At 63.3% G+C, this 23,724-nt stretch carries 22 protein-coding genes; 17 read left to right on the forward strand and 5 right to left on the reverse strand.

Annotated elements, in window-relative coordinates; all coding sequences use genetic code 11:
* Positions 1–2: 2 nt before the first annotated feature.
* Complete coding sequence (locus Q9451_RS02030) at positions 3–812, reverse strand: rhodanese-like domain-containing protein (protein WP_012274471.1); 810 nt, start codon at positions 810–812, stop codon at positions 3–5.
* Positions 813–856: 44 nt separating this feature from the next.
* The gene (locus Q9451_RS02035; protein ID WP_012274470.1) at positions 857–2,392 is read right to left on the reverse strand and encodes an HDOD domain-containing protein; all 1,536 of its coding nucleotides are present in this window, start codon (positions 2,390–2,392) and stop codon (positions 857–859) included.
* Between the two features lie 130 nt (positions 2,393–2,522).
* Between Q9451_RS02035 and motA the strand changes: the two genes are divergently transcribed.
* Positions 2,523–3,374: a flagellar motor stator protein MotA gene (motA, locus tag Q9451_RS02040; protein WP_012274469.1), complete on the forward strand. Its 852-nt coding sequence runs from the start codon at positions 2,523–2,525 to the stop codon at positions 3,372–3,374.
* Between the two features lie 3 nt (positions 3,375–3,377).
* Positions 3,378–4,430: a flagellar motor protein MotB gene (gene motB, locus Q9451_RS02045; protein WP_012274468.1), complete on the forward strand. Its 1,053-nt coding sequence runs from the start codon at positions 3,378–3,380 to the stop codon at positions 4,428–4,430.
* 89 nt (positions 4,431–4,519) lie between these two features.
* Here motB and Q9451_RS02050 read toward each other — a convergent pair whose 3' ends face one another.
* The gene (locus tag Q9451_RS02050) at positions 4,520–4,999 is read right to left on the reverse strand and encodes a hypothetical protein (RefSeq protein WP_012274467.1); all 480 of its coding nucleotides are present in this window, start codon (positions 4,997–4,999) and stop codon (positions 4,520–4,522) included.
* A gap of 134 nt (positions 5,000–5,133) precedes the next feature.
* Positions 5,134–6,165 carry a small ribosomal subunit biogenesis GTPase RsgA gene (gene rsgA, locus Q9451_RS02055; RefSeq protein ID WP_012274466.1) on the reverse strand — a complete coding sequence of 344 codons (1,032 nt, stop codon included), beginning with the start codon at positions 6,163–6,165 and terminating at the stop codon, positions 5,134–5,136.
* 152 nt (positions 6,166–6,317) lie between these two features.
* On the opposite strand from rsgA, the gene orn reads away from it, so the two are divergent.
* Together orn and Q9451_RS02065 are read left to right on the forward strand one after the other, a co-directional pair.
* On the forward strand, positions 6,318–6,860 hold the full coding sequence (gene orn / locus Q9451_RS02060; protein ID WP_012274465.1) for an oligoribonuclease: 543 nt from the start codon (positions 6,318–6,320) through the stop codon (positions 6,858–6,860).
* Positions 6,861–6,951: 91 nt separating this feature from the next.
* The gene (locus Q9451_RS02065; RefSeq protein WP_012274464.1) at positions 6,952–7,563 is read left to right on the forward strand and encodes a trimeric intracellular cation channel family protein; all 612 of its coding nucleotides are present in this window, start codon (positions 6,952–6,954) and stop codon (positions 7,561–7,563) included.
* Positions 7,564–7,588: 25 nt separating this feature from the next.
* Here the strand turns inward: Q9451_RS02065 and queG are convergent, their stop codons facing one another.
* Positions 7,589–8,653: a tRNA epoxyqueuosine(34) reductase QueG gene (gene queG / locus Q9451_RS02070; protein WP_012274463.1), complete on the reverse strand. Its 1,065-nt coding sequence runs from the start codon at positions 8,651–8,653 to the stop codon at positions 7,589–7,591.
* 65 nt (positions 8,654–8,718) lie between these two features.
* On the opposite strand from queG, the gene Q9451_RS02075 reads away from it, so the two are divergent.
* The 13 genes from Q9451_RS02075 (at position 8,719) to Q9451_RS02135 (ending at position 23,688) form a co-directional block, all read left to right on the forward strand.
* The gene (locus Q9451_RS02075) at positions 8,719–9,579 is read left to right on the forward strand and encodes an NAD(P)H-hydrate dehydratase (RefSeq protein ID WP_041166606.1); all 861 of its coding nucleotides are present in this window, start codon (positions 8,719–8,721) and stop codon (positions 9,577–9,579) included.
* Entirely contained in the window at positions 9,567–10,040 is a 474-nt protein-coding gene (gene tsaE, locus Q9451_RS02080; protein WP_012274461.1) for a tRNA (adenosine(37)-N6)-threonylcarbamoyltransferase complex ATPase subunit type 1 TsaE, read from the forward strand. Before Q9451_RS02075 ends, tsaE begins: the two co-directional genes overlap by 13 nt.
* Positions 10,041–10,051: 11 nt before the next feature.
* Complete coding sequence (locus Q9451_RS02085) at positions 10,052–11,482, forward strand: N-acetylmuramoyl-L-alanine amidase (protein ID WP_012274460.1); 1,431 nt, start codon at positions 10,052–10,054, stop codon at positions 11,480–11,482.
* Positions 11,482–13,380 carry a DNA mismatch repair endonuclease MutL gene (gene mutL / locus Q9451_RS02090; protein ID WP_012274459.1) on the forward strand — a complete coding sequence of 633 codons (1,899 nt, stop codon included), beginning with the start codon at positions 11,482–11,484 and terminating at the stop codon, positions 13,378–13,380. Before Q9451_RS02085 ends, mutL begins: the two co-directional genes overlap by 1 nt.
* A 1-nt stretch (position 13,381) precedes the next feature.
* Positions 13,382–14,353: a tRNA (adenosine(37)-N6)-dimethylallyltransferase MiaA gene (gene miaA, locus Q9451_RS02095; RefSeq protein WP_012274458.1), complete on the forward strand. Its 972-nt coding sequence runs from the start codon at positions 13,382–13,384 to the stop codon at positions 14,351–14,353.
* A 94-nt stretch (positions 14,354–14,447) separates the two neighbouring features.
* Complete coding sequence (gene hfq / locus Q9451_RS02100; RefSeq protein WP_012274457.1) at positions 14,448–14,708, forward strand: RNA chaperone Hfq; 261 nt, start codon at positions 14,448–14,450, stop codon at positions 14,706–14,708.
* A gap of 12 nt (positions 14,709–14,720) precedes the next feature.
* Positions 14,721–16,022, forward strand: coding sequence for a ribosome rescue GTPase HflX (gene hflX / locus Q9451_RS02105; RefSeq protein WP_012274456.1), 1,302 nt, complete (start codon positions 14,721–14,723; stop codon positions 16,020–16,022).
* 96 nt (positions 16,023–16,118) lie between these two features.
* Positions 16,119–17,300, forward strand: a complete 1,182-nt coding sequence (gene hflK, locus Q9451_RS02110; RefSeq protein WP_012274455.1) for an FtsH protease activity modulator HflK — start codon at positions 16,119–16,121, stop codon at positions 17,298–17,300.
* Entirely contained in the window at positions 17,300–18,169 is an 870-nt protein-coding gene (gene hflC, locus Q9451_RS02115) for a protease modulator HflC (RefSeq protein WP_012274454.1), read from the forward strand. The genes hflK and hflC overlap by 1 nt, the downstream gene beginning before the upstream one ends.
* Before the next feature lie 301 nt (positions 18,170–18,470).
* Positions 18,471–19,658: an ATP phosphoribosyltransferase regulatory subunit gene (locus Q9451_RS02120; protein ID WP_012274453.1), complete on the forward strand. Its 1,188-nt coding sequence runs from the start codon at positions 18,471–18,473 to the stop codon at positions 19,656–19,658.
* Between the two features lie 56 nt (positions 19,659–19,714).
* Positions 19,715–21,007, forward strand: coding sequence for an adenylosuccinate synthase (locus tag Q9451_RS02125; RefSeq protein ID WP_003249542.1), 1,293 nt, complete (start codon positions 19,715–19,717; stop codon positions 21,005–21,007).
* Positions 21,008–21,193: 186 nt separating this feature from the next.
* Positions 21,194–23,128, forward strand: a complete 1,935-nt coding sequence (locus tag Q9451_RS02130; protein ID WP_012274452.1) for a methyl-accepting chemotaxis protein — start codon at positions 21,194–21,196, stop codon at positions 23,126–23,128.
* Positions 23,129–23,217: 89 nt separating this feature from the next.
* Positions 23,218–23,688, forward strand: a complete 471-nt coding sequence (locus tag Q9451_RS02135) for a DUF2867 domain-containing protein (RefSeq protein ID WP_012274451.1) — start codon at positions 23,218–23,220, stop codon at positions 23,686–23,688.
* Positions 23,689–23,724: the final 36 nt, after the last annotated feature.

Consider the following 23,724-nt stretch of genomic DNA (forward strand, 5'->3'; position numbering starts at 1 on the left):
CCTTAAACTTCTACAGGCGTGTCCGGGTGGTTGCCCCATTCGCTCCACGAGCCGGCGTAAGCCTTGACGCGTGGGTAGCCGAGGGCCTTGGCCACCAGATAAGTGAAGCCGGAGCGGCGGTGGGTCTGGCAATGGGTGATCACTTCCTTGTCCGGTGTGATGCCCAGCTCCAGCAGGACGTCGGCGATGTCCTGGCGAATGCGCAGGTGGTCGTTGAGGTCCATGCCGGCGGTCCACTCGAAGTTGATCGCACCGGGGATGTGGCCGCCCTTGGCTGCCAGCACTTTCTCGCCACTGAATTCCTGCGGGCCGCGCGCGTCCCAGATGACCAGGTCATCGGCGCCCAGGCGGCTTTGCAGGTACTCGCGCGTGGCCGTGGGGGCGCTGTCGATACGCAGGCGTACCGGGGTGTTGCCGCTGGCGGGCACTTCAGTGGACAGCGTATCTGCCGGCCAGGCCTGGATACCGCCATTGAGGTAGTGGTAGCCCTTGTGCCCGATCACATCGAGCAGCCAGATGAAACGCCCCGCCCAGCCGCCGCCTTCATCGTCGTACACCACATACACGGCGTCGTCGCGATGGCCGAGTTCGCTGAACAGTTTTTCCAGTTCGCCCAGGGCCGGCAGCAGGCCGGGCGCGGGTGGCTGGCCAAGCTGGGTGCGCTTGCCTTCGACAAAGCGTGCGCCGGGGATATGCCCGCTGACATAGCGGTTGGCGCTGCTCAGGTCGACCAGGATCAGCTGCGGCGAATCCAGGCGTGGCAGCAGGTCTGCAGCTTCGATCACCAGGGGCAGGCCGGAAAAGTCAGTCATCCACGGTCTCCAGTGTGGAAAGAGGGGCGATTGTAGCGCAAGGCTCAGCCCTTGCGGTTGGCAAACACCGACAGGGCGCGCTCGATGCATTGCGCGGTCTTGCCGACAGCTTGCACGCTGATATCGGCCAAGGGCCGACAGCCCTGGTCGGCCACCAGCAGCATCAGCACCTGGTCGTTCACCGCCAATGAACGCAGCAGTACATGCTCGCTGCGGAACAAGGCACGCAGCGGGGCGGGCAGCAGGGCCGAAAACTGGCTGTGGTTTTCCGGGGTTATGCGCAGTTGCCCAGCCTGGCTCATCAGCTTTTGCAGCAGCTTGTTCTGCGACACCTGCAGGGCCAAAGCCCCGGCTTCCTTGGGCAGGCCGGCAATCTGCTGTACGCGCAGGTAGTCACTGGCCTTGTCCAGGCTCAACAGCATGATGCGTTGCATGCCGCAGGCCAGCAGGGCCTCGCGGGCCTGGGTGGCCAGGTGCACGGTGTTGGTGAACGGGCTGGGTTGGGCCAGCAGGTCCTGGCACAGTGTGCGCCAGCGTGCCAGGTCGTCGCTGCTGGGCGGTGGCGGGGCCAGCATGTCCGGGTGCGGGCGGCGTTGGTGCCACGGCCAGATCAACGCTTCTGCCGGATGGAACAAGGCATGTCGGGCGTGGCGGCGGGCGCTGGCAGCGGCCTGCTGGTGCACCTGCTGCTGCACGTCTTCCAGCGAGGTCTGCAGGTACAACGCAGTCAGCAGTTGCCAGCGCAGCAAGTGTGGGTTGTCCCAGCCGACCTGTGCTGCCAGGGCCAGGTTGTTGGCCAGCAACACGGTATTGGCCGGCTGGTTGAACCAGCGCCGCAGGCCGGGCTCGGCGTCCAGGCGGTGCTGCTGGCTGAGCAGGTCTTCGTCGCGGGCGATGTTCAGCACCTGGGCCAGTTGATCGCGTTCTTCCAGCAGCAGGCGGTAACCCTGGGTGACCCATTGTGGCAGGCGCCAGTACTCGGCCATGGTCTGGCACAGCGCCATGATGCGCACGCCAAACAGTTCTTCCTCCACCCCTGCTGCGTCCTCCCCCTTGTGGATTACCCGCAACTCCCAGGTATCGAGCAACTTGGGGTAGGCCAGCGCCAGCGGCCACAGTGGCGAAAGGAACAGCAGGCTGCCCCAGTGAATTTCTTGCCAGAGCCGTGCCAGGCGGCTGGCGAACAGACCGCTGGCCTGCTGTGCGGCGTGCTGGCTGATCATCTGGAACTGGCACAGTACCGGCGGGATTTCTTCCACAGGCAACGCTGGCAGGCGTCTGAGCAGCTGTTCGCTGCGCTCCAGGCCCAGACGGTTGAGTGCGACTTCCAGGCTTTCGGCGGGCTCGGCCAGGCTGGCATTGGTGGGGTGATTGGCTTCGCGCATCACCGACAGCACCAGTGCCGGGCTGTCCTGCATCAGTTCGGCGATATCGCGCAGCGAGCGGCGGCTATCGTTTATGGCGGCCATGACCCGGTCGTAGCTGTGCTTCGGCACGGGGATGCGAACACTCTCGAGCAGCTTTACCCAGGCCTCTAACGTACGCGGGGCCTGAGCGGGCACCTTGGTTTCAATTGGCATTTTGACATCAGTCCGAACTGGCTTTTCGCATTGAGTGGCTATAGTCTGGCGCAGTTCTGCCGATAAGTAGAAGAAGAGTTTTAAAGCTCCCGTCTCTTCCCCTGACCACGACAGCAAGTGCTTTGAACCTATGGCTAAAATTATCGGCATCATCGTCGTATTCGCGAGCGTGCTCGGCGGCTACGTGCTCTCCCACGGCAAAATCGCAGCGCTGATCCAGCCGTTCGAAGTACTGATCATTGGCGGTGCGGCCTTTGGTGCGTTCCTGCAGGCCAACCCTGGCCACATGACCATGCACGTCATCAAGAAGTCGATGAAAATGTTCGGCTCGCGCTTCAGTCATGCCTTCTATCTGGAGGTGTTGGGCCTGGTGTACGAGATCCTCAACAAGAGCCGTCGCGAAGGCATGATGGCCATCGAGGCCGACATCGAGGACGCCGCCGCCAGCCCGATTTTCGCCAAGTACCCGACGGTACTGGCCGATGAACGCATGACTGCGTTCGTCTGCGACTACCTGCGCATCATGTCTACCGGCAACATGGCCCCGCACGAGCTCGAGGGCCTGTTCGACATGGAACTGCTGAGCATGAAAGAAGAGCTGGAGCACCCGTCGCACGCGGTGACCGGCATCGCCGACGGCATGCCGGGCTTCGGCATCGTCGCGGCGGTACTGGGTATCGTGGTGACCATGGCCTCGCTGGGCGAAGGTGACCAGGCGGCCATCGGCATGCACGTGGGTGCGGCGCTGGTCGGTACCTTCTTCGGTATTCTGGCGGCCTACGGCTTCTTCGGCCCGTTGGCCAAGTGCCTGGAGCACGACGCCAAGGAAGAGCTGAACCTGTACGAATCGATCAAGGCTTCGCTGGTGGCCTCTGCCTCGGGCATGCCGCCTTCGTTGGCGGTCGAGTTCGGGCGCAAGGTGCTGTACCCCAAGCACCGCCCAAGCTTCGCCGAACTGGAACAAGCGGTTCGCGGTCGCTGAGTCATGGAAAACAACCAGCCCATTATCGTCAAGCGCGTCAAGCGCTTTGGCGGCGGCCACCACGGCGGCGCCTGGAAAATCGCCTTCGCCGACTTCGCCACGGCGATGATGGCGTTCTTCCTGGTGCTGTGGCTGATGTCCACGGCCACGCCAGAACAGAAGATCGCTATTGCCGGCTACTTCAAAGACCCGATCGGCTTTTCGGAAAGCGGCACGCCCTACGTCATCGACCTGGGCGGCTCGCCTGAGCTGGCACCGGAAAAGACCATCAACCCGGAAGTGAAGGCCGAACCGACGCAAGAGTCCACCACCCAACTGAGCAAGGACCAGGTCGAGACCATGGCCGAGCAGGTGGAGCGTGAGCGCCTGGAACTGCTGCTGCAAGAACTGCAGAACAAGGTGGAAGAGAACCCGCAGTTGCAGAAGTTCAAGGACCAGATTCTGTTCGAGATCACCCAGGACGGCCTGCGTATCCAGATCATGGACGCCGAGAACCGGCCAATGTTCGACATTGGCAGTGCGCGCCTGCAGCCGTACTTCGAAGACATCCTGCTGGCCATGGCCGACACCATCAAGGCGGTGCCGAACAAGATCAGCATCAGCGGCCACACCGATGCCAAGCCGTATGCCGGCACCGGCGAGTTCGGTAACTGGGAGCTGTCGGCCAACCGCGCCAACGCCGCACGTCGTGCGCTGGTGGCCGGTGGTTACCCGGACGGCCAGGTGGCGCGGGTGGTGGGCTACGCCTCGTCGTCGCTGTTCGACCGCAAGGACCCGTTCAACCCGGTCAACCGCCGCATCGACATCATCGTGCTGACCAAGAAGGCCCAGCGCAACATCGAGGGTGAGCAGGGAGCGCCGGAGGCACCGGCCGCCCCGCCTGCCGCACCGCCAGCCAATGACGCTGCGCCAGGGGCTTCGGCACCGGCCGCGCCAGCTGCATCGGGGACGGGTGGCGAGGCCGAACAGGCACCGATGCAGCCGCGCGAACTGCGCCAGAAACTGAACATCTTCGAGGATGGTACGTTGAAGATGGATGAGGCCAAGGACCAGTAAGCCCGGCATTTCGCGGGCACAACTGTCTTGCTCAACATCCAGGGGGTTCGCGATCACCGGCGTAGCCGGTGTTTGCGGCTGCATCTCCGTCAGAACCCCCGCCTGATCTTGGCCTTGAGATCAGCATGAAAGAAGGCTGCATTATCCCTGTCAGTGCAAGAGCCGCGCCCCGGCGGCAGTGTCATGGCTCGCTCGAACATGCGTTCGTCATGATAAGCCCGCACGAACAGGTCGATATGCGTACGTTCGCGCATGGCCGGCCATTTGCTCAGGCAAACCGGCAGTGCGCCTGAACCTTTGCGGAAGAAACTCACTCGCCGGCAGGTAATCGCTGCCGCCCCCAGCAGCCAGGCGGTCCACCAGGCGTCGTTGGTATCGGTCGGCAATACTCCGATCCAGTGGGTGGCATCGTTCATCTGCTGGCAGAAACTGCCATACAGGTCGTCATGGGTTTGCCCGTCGCAGTCCAACTGCACCACTTGGGTGGGGATGCCTTCGAGCAGCAGGCGCTCGTTGAGAATAAAGGCGTCGAGCCGCACTTCGTGGCGGTAGCTGATAAGAACCGGCATGGCGGTTACCCTCCCTGATAGAAGCCATGACCATCAGGGAAAGCGGACGTGTGGGCAATAGATGACGGCGAAACCAGAGCCGTCCTACACGGCTCGGTAATAAATCCTACAGATTGCTCTGGCCCGCCGCCCAGTCAGTAGCTGTCTTCTGTGAGGCTGGCGATGATCGAGCGGTAGCTGTTCATGCGCTGCGGCTTGATACGCCCCTCGTCCAGGGCCTTGAGCAACGCACAGCCCGGTTCTCGGTCATGCTTGCAGTCGCGGAAACGGCATGTACCGAACAGGTCACGGAACTCGATGAAGCCATCTTCCACGTCGTCGCGGCTGACGTGGCCAAGGCCGAACTCACGAATACCCGGCGAGTCGATCAGGTCGCCGCCGTTCGGGAAGTGGTACAGCCGCGCCGTGGTGGTGGTGTGAGTGCCTTGGCCCGACCATTCCGACAGGTCGCCGACGCGAGTGCCAGCGTCTGGCAGCAGGCTGTTGACCAGCGATGACTTGCCCACCCCCGACTGGCCGACGAACACGCTGATGTGACCGTCGAGTTGCTGTTGCAGGCGCTGCATGCCGTCACCCTGGTGTGCCGATACTTCCAGCAGCGGGTAGCCCAGTTCGCGGTAGACCTCCAGCAGTGCATGCAGGCCGGGGCCGTTCTCGTCGTTGATCAGGTCGGCTTTGTTCAGCAGCAGCAGCGGGCGCAGGCCGGCGTGCTCGGCAGCTACCAGGTAGCGGTCGATCAGGTTCGGGTGTGGCTCCGGGGCCGGGGCAAAGACAATCACGATCAGGTCGACGTTGGCCGCCACCGGTTTCAGCTGGCCGTGGTTGTTCGGCCGGCAAAGCTCGGTGCTGCGAGGCATCTGCGCCACGATCACACCAATGCCCTGGTTGCCCGCCCGCCACACGACGCGGTCGCCGGTAACCAGCGCCGGCAGGTTGGCGCGCAGGTGGCAGCGGAATACCTGGCCTGCGCCTTCGCCATCCTGGGCTTCTACTTCTACCTGCACGCCGAAGTGCGCGATCACCAGGCCCAGTTGCTCCGGCCCCAGGTCGCCTCCCTCCAGTTCCTGCAGCGCATGCTGCTCGCGTTTGGCTGCACGAGCGGCGCGCTCGCCCTGGATTTTTTCGATCCGCCAGTTCTGGCGGCGATTGAGCTGGCGTTTGGCCATGAAGGTACCGTGAGAAAGGCCCGGGGTGGGGCATTGAAAACGGCAGGCAGTTTAGCACGCCAGGCGCTGGACTATTCCGCTAACCTTTGAGCGGTGAATGGGCGTGCCTGGGCCACTAGGCTACTATGACGGGCTATACGAGGAGCCCCTGCATGCAAAACCCACAGAACCTGATCTGGATCGACCTGGAAATGACCGGCCTGGATCCAGACAGCGACGTCATCATCGAAATGGCAACCATCGTCACCGACAGCGAGCTGAACACCCTGGCCGAAGGGCCGGTGATCGCCATCCACCACAGTGACGACGTGCTGGCGCGTATGGATGAGTGGAACACCCGCACCCATGGCGCTTCGGGCCTGACCCAGCGCGTGCGCGAGAGCAAGGTCAGCATGGCTGAAGCCGAGGCGCAGACCATCGCCTTCCTTGAACAGTGGGTACCCAAAGGCAAGTCGCCGATCTGCGGCAACAGCATCTGCCAGGACCGCCGTTTCCTCTACCGTCACATGCGCAACCTGGAAAACTACTTCCACTATCGCAACCTGGATGTTTCCACTCTGAAGGAGCTGGCCGCGCGCTGGGCGCCGAATGTGCGTGACAGCTTCAAGAAGGGCAATACCCACCTGGCGCTGGACGATATTCGCGAGTCGATCGCCGAACTGCGTCACTACCGCGAGCACTTCATCAAGCTGTGATCCGAAACGGCGCAGATATTGTGTCTGCGCCCCCTTTTGGTGCCTTGGGCAACTGGTTAGACTGCGCGCCTTTCCTGCACGGACCCGCACCATGTTGTTGATGCTCTATCTCGTTGCCATCACCGCCGAAGCCATGACTGGCGCGCTGTCTGCCGGGCGTCGCGGCATGGACTGGTTCGGCGTGGTGCTGATTGCCTGCGTCACCGCCCTGGGGGGCGGCTCGGTGCGTGATGTGCTGCTCGGGCACTACCCGCTGACCTGGGTGAAGCACCCCGAGTACCTGGTGTTGACCAGCTTTGCGGCGCTGCTGACTATTTTCATTGCGCCGATGATGCGCCGCCTGCGCTCGCTGTTTCTGGTGCTCGATGCCCTGGGGCTGGTGGCGTTTACCCTGATTGGCTGCATGACGGCGCTGGAAATGGGGCAGGGCATGCTGGTGGCGTCCATCAGCGGGGTGATCACCGGGGTGTTTGGCGGCATCCTGCGGGATATCTTCTGCAACGACATCCCGCTGGTGTTCCGTCGCGAACTGTATGCCAGCGTGTCGTTCGCGGCGGCGTGGTTCTATCTGGGCTGCGTGTATTTCAAGGTGCCGGCGGAGCAGGCGATGCTGCTGACCTTGTTTGGCGGTTTCCTGCTGCGCCTGTTGGCGATTCGCTTCCACTGGGAAATGCCCAAGTTCCACTACAACGACCAGCAGTGAATTCTGGGCCGCGCCGCGGCCCCAGCTACTGAATGTCGTGTCGGGCCAGCGCCCATTCAACGTGCTCGCGTACCAGCTCAGATGCATCTTCACGCCGCGCCTTCAGTGCCTCTATCACTGGAATCGTGGACGGCGCATTGCCCAACCCCACCGCCAGGTTGCGCAAGAACCGTTCATACCCCGCCCGCCGCAACGGCCCACCTTCGGTCTTGCGCAGGAAGGTGCGTTCATCCCACAGGAACATTTCCGCCAACTCGGCATTCTCCAGCCCGTGCCGTGGCTGGAAATCCTGCTCCTGGCTGTGCTTGGCGAAGCGGTTCCAGGGGCAGACGATCTGGCAGTCGTCGCAACCGAACACCCGGTTGCCCATCTTCGCGCGCAGCTCGACAGGGATCGCGCCCCTCAGCTCGATGGTCAGGTACGAGATGCAGCGCCGTGCATCCAGCACATAGGGCCCGACAAACGCCTGGGTCGGGCAGATGTCCAGGCAGGCCTGGCACCGCCCGCAGTGCTCGCTGGTGGTGGCTTCGTCCACCGGCAACGGCAGGTCGACAAACAGTTCGGCAAGGAAGAAATAGCTACCGGCCTTGCGGTTGAGCAACAGCGTGTTCTTGCCGATCCAGCCCAGCCCGGCCTGTTCGGCCAAGGCCTTTTCCAGCACCGGGGCGCTGTCGACGAAGGCGCGGTACCCGAACGGGCCGATGGCTTCCTGAATACGATCGGCAAGGAACTGCACGCGCTTGCGCACCAGTTTGTGGTAGTCCCGGCCCAGCGCATAGCGCGAAATGTAGGCCTTTTCTGGTTGTGCCAGGCGCTGCGCCATTTGTGTGTCGCCAGGCAGGTAGTCCATGCGCAGCGAGACCACGCGTACCGTGCCGGGGATCAGCTGGTCGGGGTGTGACCTTTTGCTGCCGTGGGCGCCCAGGTATTCCATTTCGCCCTGGTAGCCGGCGTCGAGCCAGCGCTGCAGGTGGTGTTCGTGTTCGCCAAGGTCAACCCCGGCGATGCCAACATGGGCAAAACCGAGTTCCTGGCCCCAAATCTTGATCGATTGGGCCAGTTGGGCGAGGTCAGGTGTAGAGGCGGACATGGATGGGCAAGGCAATACGGGCTCAGGTGCGTATAATTCTGCCAGACATTGGAGCCTTTGACCCCATGCCGCAGACCAAACACCCCAGCAATGCCCCTCAATTGCTCAGCAGCGTGACCGTGGCGCACCTGCCGGCACGCCACGCGCTTGCCCATAAAGGTGACTTTGGCCATGTGCTGGTGGTCGGTGGCGACCTCGGCACGGGTGGCGCCGTATTGCTCAGTGCCGAAGCCGCCCTGCGTTGCGGGGCCGGGCTGGTCAGCGTGGCAACCCGGCCGGAGCATGTAGCGGCCAGCCTGGCGCGCCTGCCCGAAGTCATGTGCCTTGGCGCCAGTTCGGCCAACCAGCTGATGGGCGTGCTGGAGCGCGCCTCGGTGCTGGTGGTCGGTCCGGGCCTCGGGCAGGCGGCGTGGGGCCGCAGCCTGTTGTCGGCGGTGGCCAACGCCGAGCGGCCGCAGGTGTGGGATGCCGATGCCCTGAATTTGCTGGCGCGCACCCCGCTGGCCTTGCCCAGTGGCAGTATCCTCACCCCTCACCCGGGGGAGGCGGCGCGGCTGCTGGGCATTTCCACCGAGGCCGTGCAGGCCGACCGCCCAGGGGCTGCGCGCAAGTTGGCGCGCCGTTACAACAGCGTCTGCGTACTCAAAGGTGCCGGCACCCTGGTGGCCGCACCGGCCGGGCAACTGGCGCTATGCGAGCGCGGCCACCCGGCGATGGCTGGCGCCGGGCTGGGCGACGTGCTGACCGGCGTGCTGGCGGCACTGTTGGCCCAAGGCCTGGACGCCTGGAGCGCGGGTTGCTTGGGAACATGGCTGCACGCCTGTGCGGGCGAGCGTCTGGGGGTAAAAGGTAGAGGCCTGGCGGCCAGTGATCTGGCGCCGGTCATTCGTGAGTTGTTGGAGGAGCATTCTGCGTGTCTGGCTTAAATCTGTTTCTGGCCGATGAAGCGGCCACGGTCGACTTCGGTGCAAAAATGGCCGAGGTGACCGGTGGTCGCGGCGTGATCTTTCTTGAAGGCGACCTGGGGGCGGGCAAGACTACGCTTTCCCGGGGGCTGATCCGTGGCCTGGGCCATACTGGTGCAGTGAAAAGCCCGACCTTTACCGTGGTCGAACCCTACGAAATCGGCGAGGTCCGAGCCTTTCACTTCGACCTGTATCGCCTGGTCGACCCGGAGGAGCTTGAGTTCATGGGTATTCGTGATTATTTCGAGGGCGACCCGCTGTGCCTGTTCGAGTGGCCACAAAAGGGTGCGGGCGTTTTGCCAAAGCCTGACCTGACCATTACCATAAGCCCCCAAGCGGGCGGACGCTCGCTGATCCTTTCGCCGCAGGGGGCTCGCGGCGAGGCCTGGTGCGTGGCACTGGCCGAACACTATAAACAGTAAGTGGGGTAGGTATGCGCATACGCGCACTGGTCGCCATCGTTGGGCTGCTGCTGACAACGGTGACCGTTGACGCTCTGGCCGTCACACAAGTCAAGAGCATGCGCCTGTGGCGCGCGCCAGACAACACGCGGCTGGTCTTCGACCTGTCTGGCCCCGTGCAGCACAGCGTCTTCACCTTGAGCGCACCGGATCGTCTGGTTATCGACATCAATGGTGCGACCCTGGCCGCGCCATTGAACGTGGCCACCTCCAATACGCCGATCAGCAGCGTGCGTTCGGCACAACGTACCCCGACCGACCTGCGCGTGGTGGTCGACCTGAAAAAGTCGGTTACCCCAAAAAGCTTCACCTTGGCGCCCAATGCCCAGTACGGCAATCGCCTGGTGGTCGACCTGTACGACCAGGAAGCCGACGCCATTGCAGCCAGCGCGCCACCTCCTACCCCGACCCCGGTACAAACACCTGCGACCACGCCTGCGGTGCCGGTAAGCCCGGCCCAGCCTGCCATCAAGCTGCCACCGGTGCCGAGCGGCAAGCGTGAAATCGTTGTGGCCATCGATGCCGGTCACGGTGGCGAAGACCCCGGTGCATCCGGTTCGCGTGGCCAGCATGAAAAAGACATCGTGCTGCAGATCGCCAAGGAACTGCAGCGCCAGATCAACAGCGAACGCGGCTTCCGGGCGGAGCTGACCCGCACTGGCGACTACTTCATTCCACTGCGTAAACGCACGGAAATCGCCCGCAAGAAGGGCGCCGACCTGTTCATTTCGATCCACGCCGACGCCGCGCCGTCGCGTGCGGCCTTTGGCGCCTCGGTATTTGCCCTGTCCGACCGCGGCGCCACTTCCGAGACTGCGCGCTGGCTGGCCGACACGGAAAACCGCTCCGACCTGATCGGTGGTGCGGGTAACGTCAGCCTCGACGACAAGGACCGTATGCTCGCGGGGGTGCTGCTCGACCTCTCCATGACCGCCACGCTCAGCTCCAGCCTCAATGTGGGGCAGAAAGTGCTGGGCAACATGGGGCGTGTCACCTCGCTGCACAAACAGCGCGTGGAACAGGCCGGCTTCATGGTGCTGAAGTCGCCGGATATTCCGTCGATCCTGGTTGAAACCGGGTTCATTTCGAACAACAACGAAGCCGCCAAGCTGGCCACTGCGAGCCACCAGCAAGCCCTGGCCCGCTCGATCCACACCGGTGTACGCCAGTACTTCCAGCAGAACCCGCCGCCAGGCACTTATATCGCCTGGCTGCGCGACACCGGCAAGATTGCGGCTGGGCCGCGTGAGCACACCGTCCGGCCTGGCGAAACCCTGGCGATGCTGGCTGTACGCTACCAGGTCAGCGTGGCCAGCCTGCGCAGCACCAACAGCCTCAAGACCGATGAGCTGAAGGTCGGCCAACGCCTTGATGTACCCGCCACGACCCTGGCGGCGCAATAATGAGCGGCGGTTCGCGCATTCAGCTGCTTAGCCCGCGGCTGGCCAACCAGATTGCCGCCGGCGAGGTTGTCGAGCGGCCGGCTTCTGTCGCCAAGGAATTGCTGGAAAACAGCCTGGACTCCGGTGCCCGGCGCATCGATGTGGAAGTGGAGCAGGGCGGCGTCAAGCTGCTGAAGGTACGGGACGATGGCAGCGGTATTTCTGCCGATGACCTGCCGCTGGCCCTGGCGCGTCACGCCACCAGCAAGATTCGTGAGCTTGAGGACCTGGAAGGCGTCATGAGCCTGGGCTTCCGTGGCGAGGCGCTGGCCTCGATCAGCTCGGTGGCGCGTTTGACCATGACCTCCCGTACTGCCAGTGCCAGCGAGGCCTGGCAGGTGGAAACCGAAGGCCGCGACATGACCCCACGGGTGCAGCCAGCGGCGCACCCGGTCGGGACCTCGGTGGAAGTGCGCGACCTGTTCTTCAATACCCCGGCCCGGCGCAAGTTCCTCAAGGCCGAAAAAACCGAATTCGACCACCTGCAGGAAGTGATCCGCCGGCTGGCGCTGGCGCGTTTCGATGTCGGCTTCCACCTGCGCCACAACGGCAAGAGCATCCTCAGCCTGCACGAGGCTCACGACGAAACCGCCCGTGCACGGCGGGTGGGTGCCATCTGCGGCCCTGGCTTCATGGAGCAGGCGCTGCCGATCGACGTCGAGCGCAACGGCCTGCGCCTGTGGGGCTGGGTTGGCCTGCCGACGTTCTCGCGCAGCCAGGCCGACTTGCAGTACTTCTTCGTCAACGGCCGCGCGGTGCGCGACAAGCTGGTCGCCCACGCCGTGCGCCAGGCCTACCGCGATGTGTTGTTCAATGGTCGTCACCCCACGTTCGTGCTGTTCCTGGAGCTGGAGCCCAACGGCGTCGATGTGAACGTGCACCCGACCAAGCATGAAGTGCGCTTCCGCGAAGGGCGCTCGGTGCACGATTTCCTGTATGGCACTTTGCACCGAGCCCTGGCTGATGTTCGCCCGGAAGACCAACTGGCCGCGCCTGCCGCCGTGCCCGAGCTGGCTCGCCCCACTGGCCAGCAGGCTGGTGAGTTCGGCCCCCAGGGTGAAATGCGCCTGGCCTCGCCGGTGCTCGAACAGCCGCGAGCCCCGCAACAGTCATTTTCCAATGGCGGCAGTGGCGCCGGTTACCAGTACCAGTACACCCCGCGTCCTTCGCAGCCGCTGCCGGCCGCCGAGGCGCAGGCGGTGTATCGCGAGTTCTACAAGCCGTTGGACAACGGTGCCGCAGCTGCGACGGCCTTGCCCGAAAGCCAAGGTGACATTCCCCCGCTTGGCTACGCGCTGGCGCAGCTCAAGGGTATCTACATCCTGGCCGAGAATGCCGTCGGCCTGGTGCTGGTGGACATGCACGCCGCCCATGAGCGGATCATGTACGAGCGGCTCAAGGTGGCCATGGCCAGCGAGGGCCTCAGTGGCCAGCCGCTGCTGGTGCCGGAAACCCTGGCCCTGAGCCAGCGTGAGGCCGACTGTGCCGAAGAGCATGCTCAGTGGTTCCAGCGCCTGGGCTTCGAATTGCAACGCCTGGGCCCCGAGACCTTGGCGGTTCGCCAGATCCCGGCCTTGCTCAAGCAGGCCGAGGCCAACCGCCTGGTGCAGGACGTGCTGGCCGACTTGATGGAATACGGCACCAGCGACCGTATTCAGGCGCACCTCAACGAACTGCTCGGTACCATGGCCTGCCATGGCGCCGTGCGCGCCAACCGGCGCCTGGCAATTCCCGAGATGAACGCCCTGCTGCGCGACATGGAAAACACCGAGCGCAGCGGCCAGTGCAACCATGGCCGTCCCACCTGGACCCAGATGGGCCTGGACGACCTGGACAAACTCTTCCTGCGCGGTCGATGAAATGAGCAGCAAGCCCCCTGCAATATTCCTGATGGGCCCGACGGCGGCCGGCAAGACCGACCTGGCCATCGAGCTGACCAAAGTGCTGCCCTGTGAACTGATCAGCGTCGATTCGGCACTGGTCTACCGGGGCATGGACATCGGCTCGGCCAAACCCTCGAAAGAAATCCTCGCCGCCCACCCGCACCGGCTGATCGACATTCGTGACCCGGCCGAGAGCTATTCGGCCGCACAGTTCCGTGCCGATGCCTTGGAGGCCATGGCCGAGATCACTGCGCGCGGCAAGATCCCGTTGCTGGTCGGCGGCACCATGCTCTATTACAAGGCGTTGATCGATGGCCTGGCCGACATGCCGGCGGCCGATGCCGCAGTGCGCGCCGAGCTGGAAGCCCAGGCCGAAGCCTTGGGGCTGGCCGAGTTGCACCGTCAACTGGCCGAGGTCGACCCGGTGTCGGCGGCGCGCATCCACCCCAACGACCCGCAGCGGCTGATCCGGGCGCTGGAGGTATACCGGGTGAGCGGCGAGAGCATGACGGCCCATCGTCAACGTCAATTCGCGGAAAGTCGCGGCGCAGACGCAGGCGCTGGCGGACATTTGCCCTATACTGTCGCCAGTTTGGCGATTGCTCCTACAGATCGTCACATTTTGCATCAGCGAATTGCGTTACGATTTTCGCAGATGCTGGAACAGGGCTTCGTTGAGGAGGTCCGATCGCTGCGAGCCAGAAGTGACTTGCACGCCGGGCTGCCGTCTATACGGGCAGTGGGTTATCGGCAAGTCTGGGATTACCTGGACGGCAAGCTGACTGAGAATGAGATGCGTGAACGCGGTATCATTGCTACTCGGCAGCTGGCCAAACGGCAGTTCACCTGGTTGCGTGGCTGGCCTGAAGTGCACTGGCTTGACAGCCTGGCCTGCGACAATCTGTCCCGCACCTTGAAATACCTTGGGGCCATCTCCATATTGAGCTGAGTCCCTGCTGATTGCCGTCTATTCTTGCGAAGGGGCGGCCTAATTTATCGATTTTATTGATTTTCTATTATTTATCCTTACAGGAGTGCGGCATATGTCAAAAGGGCATTCGCTACAAGACCCTTACTTGAACACCTTGAGAAAAGAAAAGGTCCCGGTATCCATCTACCTGGTCAACGGTATCAAGCTGCAGGGTTCGATCGAATCGTTCGACCAGTTCGTGGTTCTGCTGAAGAACACCGTCAGCCAGATGGTCTACAAGCACGCCATTTCGACCGTGGTTCCGGCCCGTCCGGTCCGCCTGCCAAGCCCGACCGATGGCGAGCACGGCGACAGCGAGCCAGGCAACGCCTGATAGGAGCCTGCATTGTTCTTTGAGCGCCACGGTGGTGGTGAGCGAGCGTTGCTCGTTCACTTGGAAGGTCAGAACCCTGAGGCGCGCGAAGACCCGCAGGAGTTTCAGGAGTTGGCATTGTCGGCCGGTGCCGACATCGTCTCGCTGGTCACGGTGACAAGGCATCAGCCTTCCGCCAAATACCTGATTGGCAGTGGCAAGGTCGAGGAATTGCACGACCTGGTCCATGCCGAGCAGGTAGACCTGGTGATTTTCAATCACACCCTCACGCCCAGTCAGGAGCGCAACCTTGAACGTGTGTTCGAGTGTCGTGTGCTCGACCGTACCGGGCTGATCCTCGATATCTTCGCCCAACGGGCGCGTACCCATGAAGGCAAGCTGCAGGTCGAACTGGCCCAGCTGGAGCACATGAGCACGCGGCTGGTGCGCGGCTGGACTCACCTTGAGCGACAGAAAGGTGGTATCGGCCTGCGCGGCCCGGGTGAAACGCAGCTCGAAACCGACCGCCGACTGTTGCGGGTGCGCATACGCCAGATCAAGTCACGCCTGGAGAAAGTGCGCAGCCAGCGCGAGCAGGCGCGGCGTGGGCGCAAGCGTGCGGATATTCCGTCCGTGTCGCTGGTGGGTTACACCAACGCCGGCAAGTCCACACTGTTCAACGCCCTGACCGAGTCCGAGGTGTACGCTGCGGACCAGCTGTTCGCCACCCTCGACCCGACCCTGCGCCGGCTCGAGCTCAATGACCTGGGGCCAATCGTGCTGGCCGACACCGTGGGCTTCATTCGCCATCTGCCGCACAAGCTGGTCGAGGCATTTCGGGCTACGCTCGAAGAGTCGAGCAACTCCGACCTGTTGCTGCATGTGATCGACGCCCATGAGCCAGAGCGCATGGAGCAGATCGAGCAGGTGCTGGCCGTGTTGGGCGAGATTGGCGCTGAAGGCTTGCCGATCCTCGAGGTGTATAACAAACTCGACCTGCTCGAAGATGTCGAGCCACAGATCCAGCGCAACGCCGATGGCAAGCCGGAACGGGTCTGGGTATCGGCACGCGATGGTCGTGGCCTGGAGCTGGTTGGCCAGGCGGTTGCCGAGTTGCTGGGGGATGATCTGTTTGTCGGTACCCTGTGCCTGGAGCAGCGTTTTGCCCGCTTGCGCGCGCAATTCTTTGCCCTGGGTGCCGTGCAGAGTGAAGAGCATGATGAAGAAGGGCGCAGCCTGCTGAGCGTGCGACTGCCCATGGTCGAACTGAATCGCCTGGTCAGCCGCGAAGGCATGGAGCCGCAAGTGTTTGTCGAGCAACACACTTTGCAATAAATGCTCGTCGAGGTCGCCGGGCAGCAGTGACAGGCATTCTGTAGCATTGGACGGCGCGCCGTGGGCGCGTCTTTGCTTTATCAGATGGAGAGCGCTATGGCTTGGAACGAGCCGGGTGGCAACTCGAACAATCAGGATCCCTGGGGCGGCCGCCGTGGTGGCGGTGGCGGTGGTGGTGACAAAAAAGGTCCGCCGGATCTGGACGAGGCCTTCCGCAAACTGCAGGACAGCCTCAACGGCATGTTCGGCGGTAGCAAAAAACGTGGCGGCGGTGACCGCAATGTCGGCAAGGGCGGTGGCCTGGGCCTGCTGGGCATTGGCCTGGCGGTACTGGCGGCCATCTGGCTGTACAGCGCCGTGTACGTGGTCGACGAGCAGGAGCAGGCCGTGGTGCTGCGCTTCGGCAAGTACTACGAGACGGTCGGTCCCGGCCTGAACATCTACTTCCCGCCGATCGATCGCAAGTACATGGAAAACGTCACGCGCGAGCGTGCCTATACCAAGCAGGGCCAGATGCTGACCGAAGACGAGAACATCGTCGAGGTGCCGCTGACCGTCCAGTACAAGATCAGCAACCTTCAGGACTTCGTGCTCAACGTCGACCAGCCTGAGGTGAGCCTGCAGCACGCGACCGACAGTGCCTTGCGCCACGTGGTGGGTTCCACCTCGATGGACCAGGTGCTGACCGAAGGCCGTGAACAGATGGCCGTGGATATCCGCGAACGTCTGCAGCGCTTCCTCGACAACTACCGTACCGGTATCACCGTTACCCAGGTCAACGTACAGAGCGCGGCAGCCCCGCGTGAAGTGCAGGAAGCCTTCGATGACGTGATCCGTGCCCGCGAAGACGAGCAGCGTGCCCGCAACCAGGCCGAATCCTACGCCAATGGCGTGGTGCCGGAAGCCCGTGGTCAGGCCCAGCGCATCATCGAGGACGCCAACGGTTACCGCGACGAAGTCATCGCCCGCGCCAAGGGTGAGGCCGACCGATTCACCAAGCTGGTTGCCGAGTACCACAAGGCACCTGACGTGACCCGTCAGCGTCTGTACCTGGAGACCATGCAAGAGGTCTACAGCAATTCGAGCAAGGTCATGGTGGCGACCAAGGACGGGCAGAACAACCTGCTCTACCTGCCACTGGACAAGATGGTCGAAGGCAGCCGCAACCCGTCCACGCCAAGCAGCACTGTGTCGCCATCGGTCAACGATGCGGCCGCCCGTGCGGCGCAGGACATGCAACAGCAACAGCAGCCGCTGCGTACTAGGGAGAGCCGCTGATGAGCAATAGATCGCTGATCGCCCTGATCGCCGCCGTGGTCCTGGCCATCGTGGCCTGGAACAGCTTCTACATCGTGTCCCAGACCGAACGTGCGGTACTGCTGCGTTTTGGTAAGGTGGTCCAGGCGGACGTTCAGCCTGGCCTGCACGTGAAGATTCCGTACGTGAACCAGGTGCGCAAGTTCGACGCCCGCCTCATGACCCTCGACGCCCCGACCCAGCGGTTCCTGACCCTGGAGAAGAAAGCCGTGATGGTCGACGCCTACGCCAAGTGGCGCGTCAAGGATGCCGAGCGCTTCTACACTGCCACGTCCGGTATGAAGCAGATCGCCGACGAGCGTCTGTCGCGTCGTCTGGAAAGCGGCCTGCGTGACCAGTTCGGTAAACGTACCTTGCACGAGGTGGTTTCCGGTGAACGTGACGCACTGATGGCTGACATCACTGCATCGCTGAACCGCATGGCCAACAAGGAGCTGGGTATCGAGGTGGTCGACGTGCGCGTCAAGGCCATCGACCTGCCGAAGGAAGTCAACCGCAGCGTGTTCGATCGCATGAGCACCGAGCGTGAGCGTGAAGCCCGCGAGCACCGTGCCAAAGGTAACGAGCTGGCTGAAGGTATCCGTGCCGATGCCGACCGTCAGCGCCGTGTGCTGCTGGCCGAGGCCTATCGCGAAGCAGAAGAAACCCGCGGTGATGGTGACGCCCAGGCGGCCGCCATCTATGCCAAGGCCTACAGCCAGGACGCTGATTTCTATGCGTTCCACCGTAGCCTGCAGGCATACCGCGAAAGCTTCTCGAGCAAGAGCGACGTGCTGGTCCTGGACCCGAAGAACGAGTTCTTCCGTTACCTGGACAAGAGCAAGCCGTGATGCTCAGGCCCTGATTTTCATGCAGCGGCGCCCCGCCTGGCAGCTAAAACACCAGGCGGGGTGCATCCTGAATGAAAAGGGGTGTATGATGAGGCAGCCGGGAAATTTCCCGGCTTTTTTGCGTCTGCAAGGTTGATTGGCACCGCGCCAGTTGACGGTTTGGTCAGGTCGCAAGGCAATTCGAGGGTGTCGGGTACGGTGGCTGCGCTGGGATCAGTGCTGCCCGCTGCTGTGCGCGATACCGGCTTTACTGACGGCTCGCCTGCTGGCAAGCCGCCCGGACCAGAGGGGAAATGGCGTAATGGCAACGGTAGACCGCTGGCTGCTGCCAGATGGCATCGAGGAAGTACTGCCACCTGAGGCTGCGCGCATCGAGATCGCGCGTCGCCAGGTGTTGGACCTGTTCCAGAGTTGGGGCTACGAACTGGTCGTCACCCCGCATATCGAGTACCTGGAGTCGCTGCTCACCGGCGCCGGCCAGGACCTGGATCAGCGCACCTTCAAGGTAGTGGACCCGCAGTCCGGCCGCCTGATGGGCTTCCGCGCCGACTTCACTCCGCAGGTGGCGCGTATCGACGCCCATACCCTGCGCCGTGAAGGCCCGAGCCGCCTGTGCTATGCCGGCAGCGTGCTGCACGCTCAGCCGCGTGCACTGTCCACCTCGCGCAGCCCGATACAGTTGGGCGCTGAACTGTATGGCGATGCCAGCCCGACCAGCGACGTCGAAGTCATCAGCCTGATGCTTGCCACGCTGCAACTGACCGATGTGCCGGACGTGCACATGGACCTGGGCCACGTCGGTATCTACCGCGGCCTGGCCCGTGCTGCCGGCCTGTCCGGCGCGGTCGAGCAGCAGCTGTTCGACGCCCTGCAGCGCAAGGCCGTCGATGAAGTGCAGGCGCTGACCGCTGACCTGCCGAAGGATCTGGGCAACATGCTGCGCGCACTGGTCGAGCTGTGCGGTGGCCGTGAAGTGCTGGCCGACGCCCGCGTGCGCCTGGGCCGTGCCCCGGCCAGCGTGCTGGCGGCGCTGGACGACCTGCTGGCGATCGCTGATCGCCTGGCGTCGCGCTACCCCGACCTGCCGCTGTACTTCGACCTCGGCGAACTGCGCGGTTACAACTATCACACTGGCGTGGTGTTCGCCGTGTTCGTGCCGGGCGAGGGTCAATCGATCGCCCAGGGCGGGCGCTACGACGACATCGGCGCCGACTTTGGCCGGGCACGCCCGGCCACCGGTTTCTCCACGGATTTGAAGACCCTGGTCACACTGGGGCGAGCGGAGGTCGTATTGCCTACGGGCGGCATCTGGATGCCGGACAGTGGCGACGCGGCCCTCTGGCAGCAAGTCTGCCAGTTGCGCAACGAGGGCCAGCGTGTGGTCCAGGCTTTGCCTGGCCAGCCGTTGAGTGCTGCTCTCGAGGCGGATTGTGATCGGCAATTGATTCAGCAAGACGGGCGCTGGCAGGTTCTGCTGCTGGCCCAGTGAGTTTCTGCGTCGGCAACAGGCCGGCAACCAAGTTTGCGTGAATGAGGACCAATGTAATGGGTAAGAATGTCGTCGTCCTGGGCACCCAGTGGGGTGATGAGGGCAAAGGCAAGATCGTCGATCTGCTGACCGAACATGCTGCCGCCGTAGTGCGCTACCAAGGTGGCCACAACGCGGGCCACACCCTGGTGATCAACGGTGAGAAGACCGTTCTGCACCTGATTCCGTCCGGCATCCTGCGTGAAGGCGTACAGTGCCTGATCGGCAACGGCGTGGTCGTTGCCCCGGACGCACTGATGCGTGAAATCACCAAGCTGGAAGAGAAGGGCGTACCGGTGCGCGAGCGCCTGCGCATCTCCCCGGCTGCGCCGCTGATCCTGTCGTACCACGTGGCCCTGGACCAGGCCCGTGAAAAAGCCCGTGGCGAAGCCAAGATCGGCACCACCGGCCGTGGCATCGGCCCAGCCTACGAAGACAAGGTCGCGCGCCGCGGCCTGCGCGTGGGTGACCTGTTCCACCGCGAGCGTTTCGCTGCCAAGCTGGGTGAACTGCTGGACTACCACAACTTCCAGCTGGTGAACTACTACAAAGAGCCGGCCATCGACTTCCAGCAAACCCTGGATGAGTGCATGGCCTACGCCGAACAGCTCAAGCCGATGATGCTCGATGTCACCGCCGAGCTGCACAACCTGCGTCGCGCCGGCAAGGACATCATGTTCGAAGGCGCCCAGGGCTCGCTGCTGGACATCGACCACGGTACCTACCCGTACGTCACCAGCTCCAACACCACTGCTGGCGGTATCTCCACCGGTTCCGGCGTTGGTCCTATGTACCTGGACTACATCCTGGGTATCACCAAGGCCTACACCACTCGCGTAGGTTCCGGTCCGTTCCCGACCGAGCTGTTCGACGAGACCGGCGCTACCCTGGCCAAGCGTGGCCACGAGTTCGGTTCCACCACTGGCCGTGCCCGTCGTTGCGGCTGGTTCGATGCCGTGATCCTGCGTCGCGCCATCGACGTCAACAGCATCTCGGGCATCTGCCTGACCAAGCTGGACGTACTGGACGGCCTGGAAACCATCAACATCTGCGTGGGCTACAAGAACGAGAACGGTGCTGTCATCGACGCGCCTTCCGACGCCGACAGCTACATTGGCCTGGAGCCGGTGTACGAAGAGATGCCAGGCTGGAGCGAGTCGACCCTGGGCGTGAAAACCCTGGAAGAGCTGCCGCAAGCTGCGCGTGACTACATCAAGCGCATTGAAGAGCTGGTCGGCGCACCGATCGACATCATTTCGACCGGCCCGGACCGCAACGAGACCATCGTGCTGCGTCACCCGTTCGCCTGATCTGCCCTCCAGGCTGATCTGACGCCGTGGCCCTGAAAGGGGCTGCGGCGTTTTCATTTGTGGGGCAGGTAACCGCCTTGCTGAACCTTGGCGTTTATCCCTGCTGCCTCCGGCACAACCCTTGCTGTAAGAAGTTTCTGTAGATGCCATCAAAATAGTGGCGCCAGAAAACACGAGGGTTACACCGTGTCTGCCATCCTCTCACTGTTACGAAGCCGCCTCTTGCGGCCTGTGTTTGTTGCCCTTGGTATCGCTCTTTTGGTGCAGGTGCTGGTGGCCGTTGCGCTTACCCGAAGCACAGTCACTGCTCTGGAGGCCGACCTTGGCGAGCGCCTGGGCAATGACAGCCGCCAGCTCGCCAGCGACCTGGAGCAAGCTGGGCAAGATGTGCGCACGGGGCTCGACGGCCTGTCCAGCAGCACCCGTCAGCGCCTGAGTGCAGGGTTGTCGGAACGCCTGCAAAGCGAACAGCAGCAACTGCGCAACACCCTGGAAAAGAACCTCAAGGACTCCGCCAACGACATGGCCGAGCTACTGGCTTCGGTTGCGCCTAGGGCGATCTGGGACAACGATGTGCCGGTACTCTCCGACTTCGCCCGGCGCGCCCAGCGCAACCCTAACGTGCTGTTCGTGGTGTACGACGACGCCCAGGGCCAGCACCTGACCCGCTACCTCAACCGGCAAAACCCGATCAATCAGGCGCTGATGGAAAAGGGCCAAGGCGAGCGTGCGCTGGACAAGGTGATCGATGCCGCCCGGCGCGACCCGGCGGTGTACTTTGTCGAAGCCTCGATCAACCCCAATGGCGCAGAAATCGGCAAGGTGGTGATGGGGGTTTCCACGGCCGGTATCGATCAGGAGCTCAAAGCCCTGGATCAACGCTTTGCGGCACTGATCGCCAGTGGTGAACAGCTGGTTGGTGACAGCCTGGTCGGCGCTGCTGCCGACAGTGGCAAGACCCTGCGCGAACGCCTGGAGAAAGCCCAAGGCAGCGCGGCCGCAATGCAGGCCAATACCGCGCAGACCGTGCGCGAAGCCGCCGCCGAGCTGCGCTGGCGCATCGGTCTGGGCCTGGTGCTGGTTGGCCTGGGCGTACTGTTGGTGGTGGCTTTAGTGCTGGGTCGTCGAGTGTTGAGCAAGCTGCGTTTGTTAATTGGCGCCTTGGACGATCTGGCGGCCGGTGAAGGTGACCTGACCAAGCGCGTGCCGCTCGACAGCCGCGATGAAATTGGCGACATGGCCTCGGCGGTGAACCGCTTTGTCGACAAGCTGCAACCGATCGTGCGCGAGGCGGGTGAAGTGGCGCAGCGCACCGGCGTGGAAATTGGTGCAATGGCCCAGCGCAATGCGGGTGCCGATGCCGCTGCTGCGCTGCAGCGCGATGAAGTGGCGGCTAGCCTGCGTGACCTGTCGAGCATGGCCGATGAGGCTCAGGCCGAAAGCCATGCGATGCAGGCGGCCTTGCAGCAGGTGGTGGATATCCGCCAGGCCACTGACGAGAACAGTCGCACCTCGACCCAGCTCGCCGGCTTGATCGAGAACCTGGCCGGGCAAGTGAATACCGGCTCCCAGGTGATCGAGCGGCTGGCCAAGCAGAGTGAGCAGATCGAAGTGGTGCTGACAGTGATCCATGGCATCGCCGAGCAGACCAATCTGTTGGCCTTGAATGCTGCCATCGAGGCGGCCCGAGCTGGTGAAACCGGGCGCGGTTTTGCCGTGGTAGCCGACGAAGTGCGGGCGCTGGCGAGCAAGACGCAAAGCTCCACCGGGGATATCCAGGCGCATATTGCCGCGTTGCAGAAGGGCGCCAAGGAAGCAGTGGCGACTATCAGCCAGGCCGGGCTCAAGGCCAGCGAAGGGTTGCTGGTGCTGCGTGACAACGAACGCCGGCAACAGTCGGTGCAGGCGGCGGTCGAGCAGGTGCATGCGGCCATTGGCCTTGCTACCCGCGCTGCTGAGCAGCAGGCGAATGGCGCGCAGGCGGTGCGTGGCCGGGTGGAAACCATCCATGCCCAGGCTGAGCGCTCGGCTGAGGTGGTGATGCAGACCACGGCCAGCAGCAAGGTGCTGGATGACTTGGCGGCGCAATTGCGGGCAAGCCTGGGACAATTCAGGGCATAAGGTGAGCGTTGTGGGAGCGGCACACAGGGCCGTTACTCCGTGGGCGGCATTGCTATGATGGCGGCGACACGTGACAAAAGGAGTTGTTCATGTCCGCCCAACTGGTCGCCGCTCCGGCGGAGCTGGATTTTCTTCATAGCGATGGCATAAACGTCACTGCGCCAATGACTGCCATCAAGGCCTATTACGCCATGACCTCGGACGTGCCGGGCTGGTTGGCTGCAGCCTTCCGCCTGCGCGACTTCATCTCGCGCCGGTTCAACGTCGCTGCTATCCACGGCTTCTCGTCACTTAACCCCGAGCGGGCTCCGGTAGTGGGTGGGCTTCTGGATTTCTTCACCGTCGAGGCGATCAGCGACCAGCAACTGGTCCTGACTTCACGTGACACGCACTTGGCGGTCATGGTGAGCATGGACCTGGATGAAGCAGAGCAAGGTCGGCAGCGCCTTAGCGTCACCACCTCGGTGCAGTGCTTCAATCGTTTCGGTCGCTACTACATGCTGCCTGTCGGCATGGCTCACGGGCCAATCGTGCGGCGCATGCTGCGCAATATCGCGTGATGGCTGGGGTGCCCTCATCGCTGCCTTGCAGGCGAT

The sequence above is a fragment of the Pseudomonas sp. NY8896 genome, from assembly GCF_039634505.1.

What these genes read in the sequence shown, in the direction of transcription:
- Q9451_RS02030 (WP_012274471.1), bottom strand. Translation starts at nt 812, where the DNA reads ATGACTGACTTTTCCGGCCTGCCCCTGGTGATCGAAGCTGCAGACCTG.
- Q9451_RS02035 (WP_012274470.1), bottom strand. Translation starts at nt 2,392, where the DNA reads ATGCCAATTGAAACCAAGGTGCCCGCTCAGGCCCCGCGTACGTTAGAG.
- motA (WP_012274469.1), top strand. Translation starts at nt 2,523, where the DNA reads ATGGCTAAAATTATCGGCATCATCGTCGTATTCGCGAGCGTGCTCGGC.
- motB (WP_012274468.1), top strand. Translation starts at nt 3,378, where the DNA reads ATGGAAAACAACCAGCCCATTATCGTCAAGCGCGTCAAGCGCTTTGGC.
- Q9451_RS02050 (WP_012274467.1), bottom strand. Translation starts at nt 4,999, where the DNA reads ATGCCGGTTCTTATCAGCTACCGCCACGAAGTGCGGCTCGACGCCTTT.
- rsgA (WP_012274466.1), bottom strand. Translation starts at nt 6,165, where the DNA reads ATGGCCAAACGCCAGCTCAATCGCCGCCAGAACTGGCGGATCGAAAAA.
- orn (WP_012274465.1), top strand. Translation starts at nt 6,318, where the DNA reads ATGCAAAACCCACAGAACCTGATCTGGATCGACCTGGAAATGACCGGC.
- Q9451_RS02065 (WP_012274464.1), top strand. Translation starts at nt 6,952, where the DNA reads ATGTTGTTGATGCTCTATCTCGTTGCCATCACCGCCGAAGCCATGACT.
- queG (WP_012274463.1), bottom strand. Translation starts at nt 8,653, where the DNA reads ATGTCCGCCTCTACACCTGACCTCGCCCAACTGGCCCAATCGATCAAG.
- Q9451_RS02075 (WP_041166606.1), top strand. Translation starts at nt 8,719, where the DNA reads ATGCCGCAGACCAAACACCCCAGCAATGCCCCTCAATTGCTCAGCAGC.
- Q9451_RS02085 (WP_012274460.1), top strand. Translation starts at nt 10,052, where the DNA reads ATGCGCATACGCGCACTGGTCGCCATCGTTGGGCTGCTGCTGACAACG.
- mutL (WP_012274459.1), top strand. Translation starts at nt 11,482, where the DNA reads ATGAGCGGCGGTTCGCGCATTCAGCTGCTTAGCCCGCGGCTGGCCAAC.
- miaA (WP_012274458.1), top strand. Translation starts at nt 13,382, where the DNA reads ATGAGCAGCAAGCCCCCTGCAATATTCCTGATGGGCCCGACGGCGGCC.
- hfq (WP_012274457.1), top strand. Translation starts at nt 14,448, where the DNA reads ATGTCAAAAGGGCATTCGCTACAAGACCCTTACTTGAACACCTTGAGA.
- hflK (WP_012274455.1), top strand. Translation starts at nt 16,119, where the DNA reads ATGGCTTGGAACGAGCCGGGTGGCAACTCGAACAATCAGGATCCCTGG.
- hflC (WP_012274454.1), top strand. Translation starts at nt 17,300, where the DNA reads ATGAGCAATAGATCGCTGATCGCCCTGATCGCCGCCGTGGTCCTGGCC.
- Q9451_RS02120 (WP_012274453.1), top strand. Translation starts at nt 18,471, where the DNA reads ATGGCAACGGTAGACCGCTGGCTGCTGCCAGATGGCATCGAGGAAGTA.
- Q9451_RS02125 (WP_003249542.1), top strand. Translation starts at nt 19,715, where the DNA reads ATGGGTAAGAATGTCGTCGTCCTGGGCACCCAGTGGGGTGATGAGGGC.
- Q9451_RS02135 (WP_012274451.1), top strand. Translation starts at nt 23,218, where the DNA reads ATGTCCGCCCAACTGGTCGCCGCTCCGGCGGAGCTGGATTTTCTTCAT.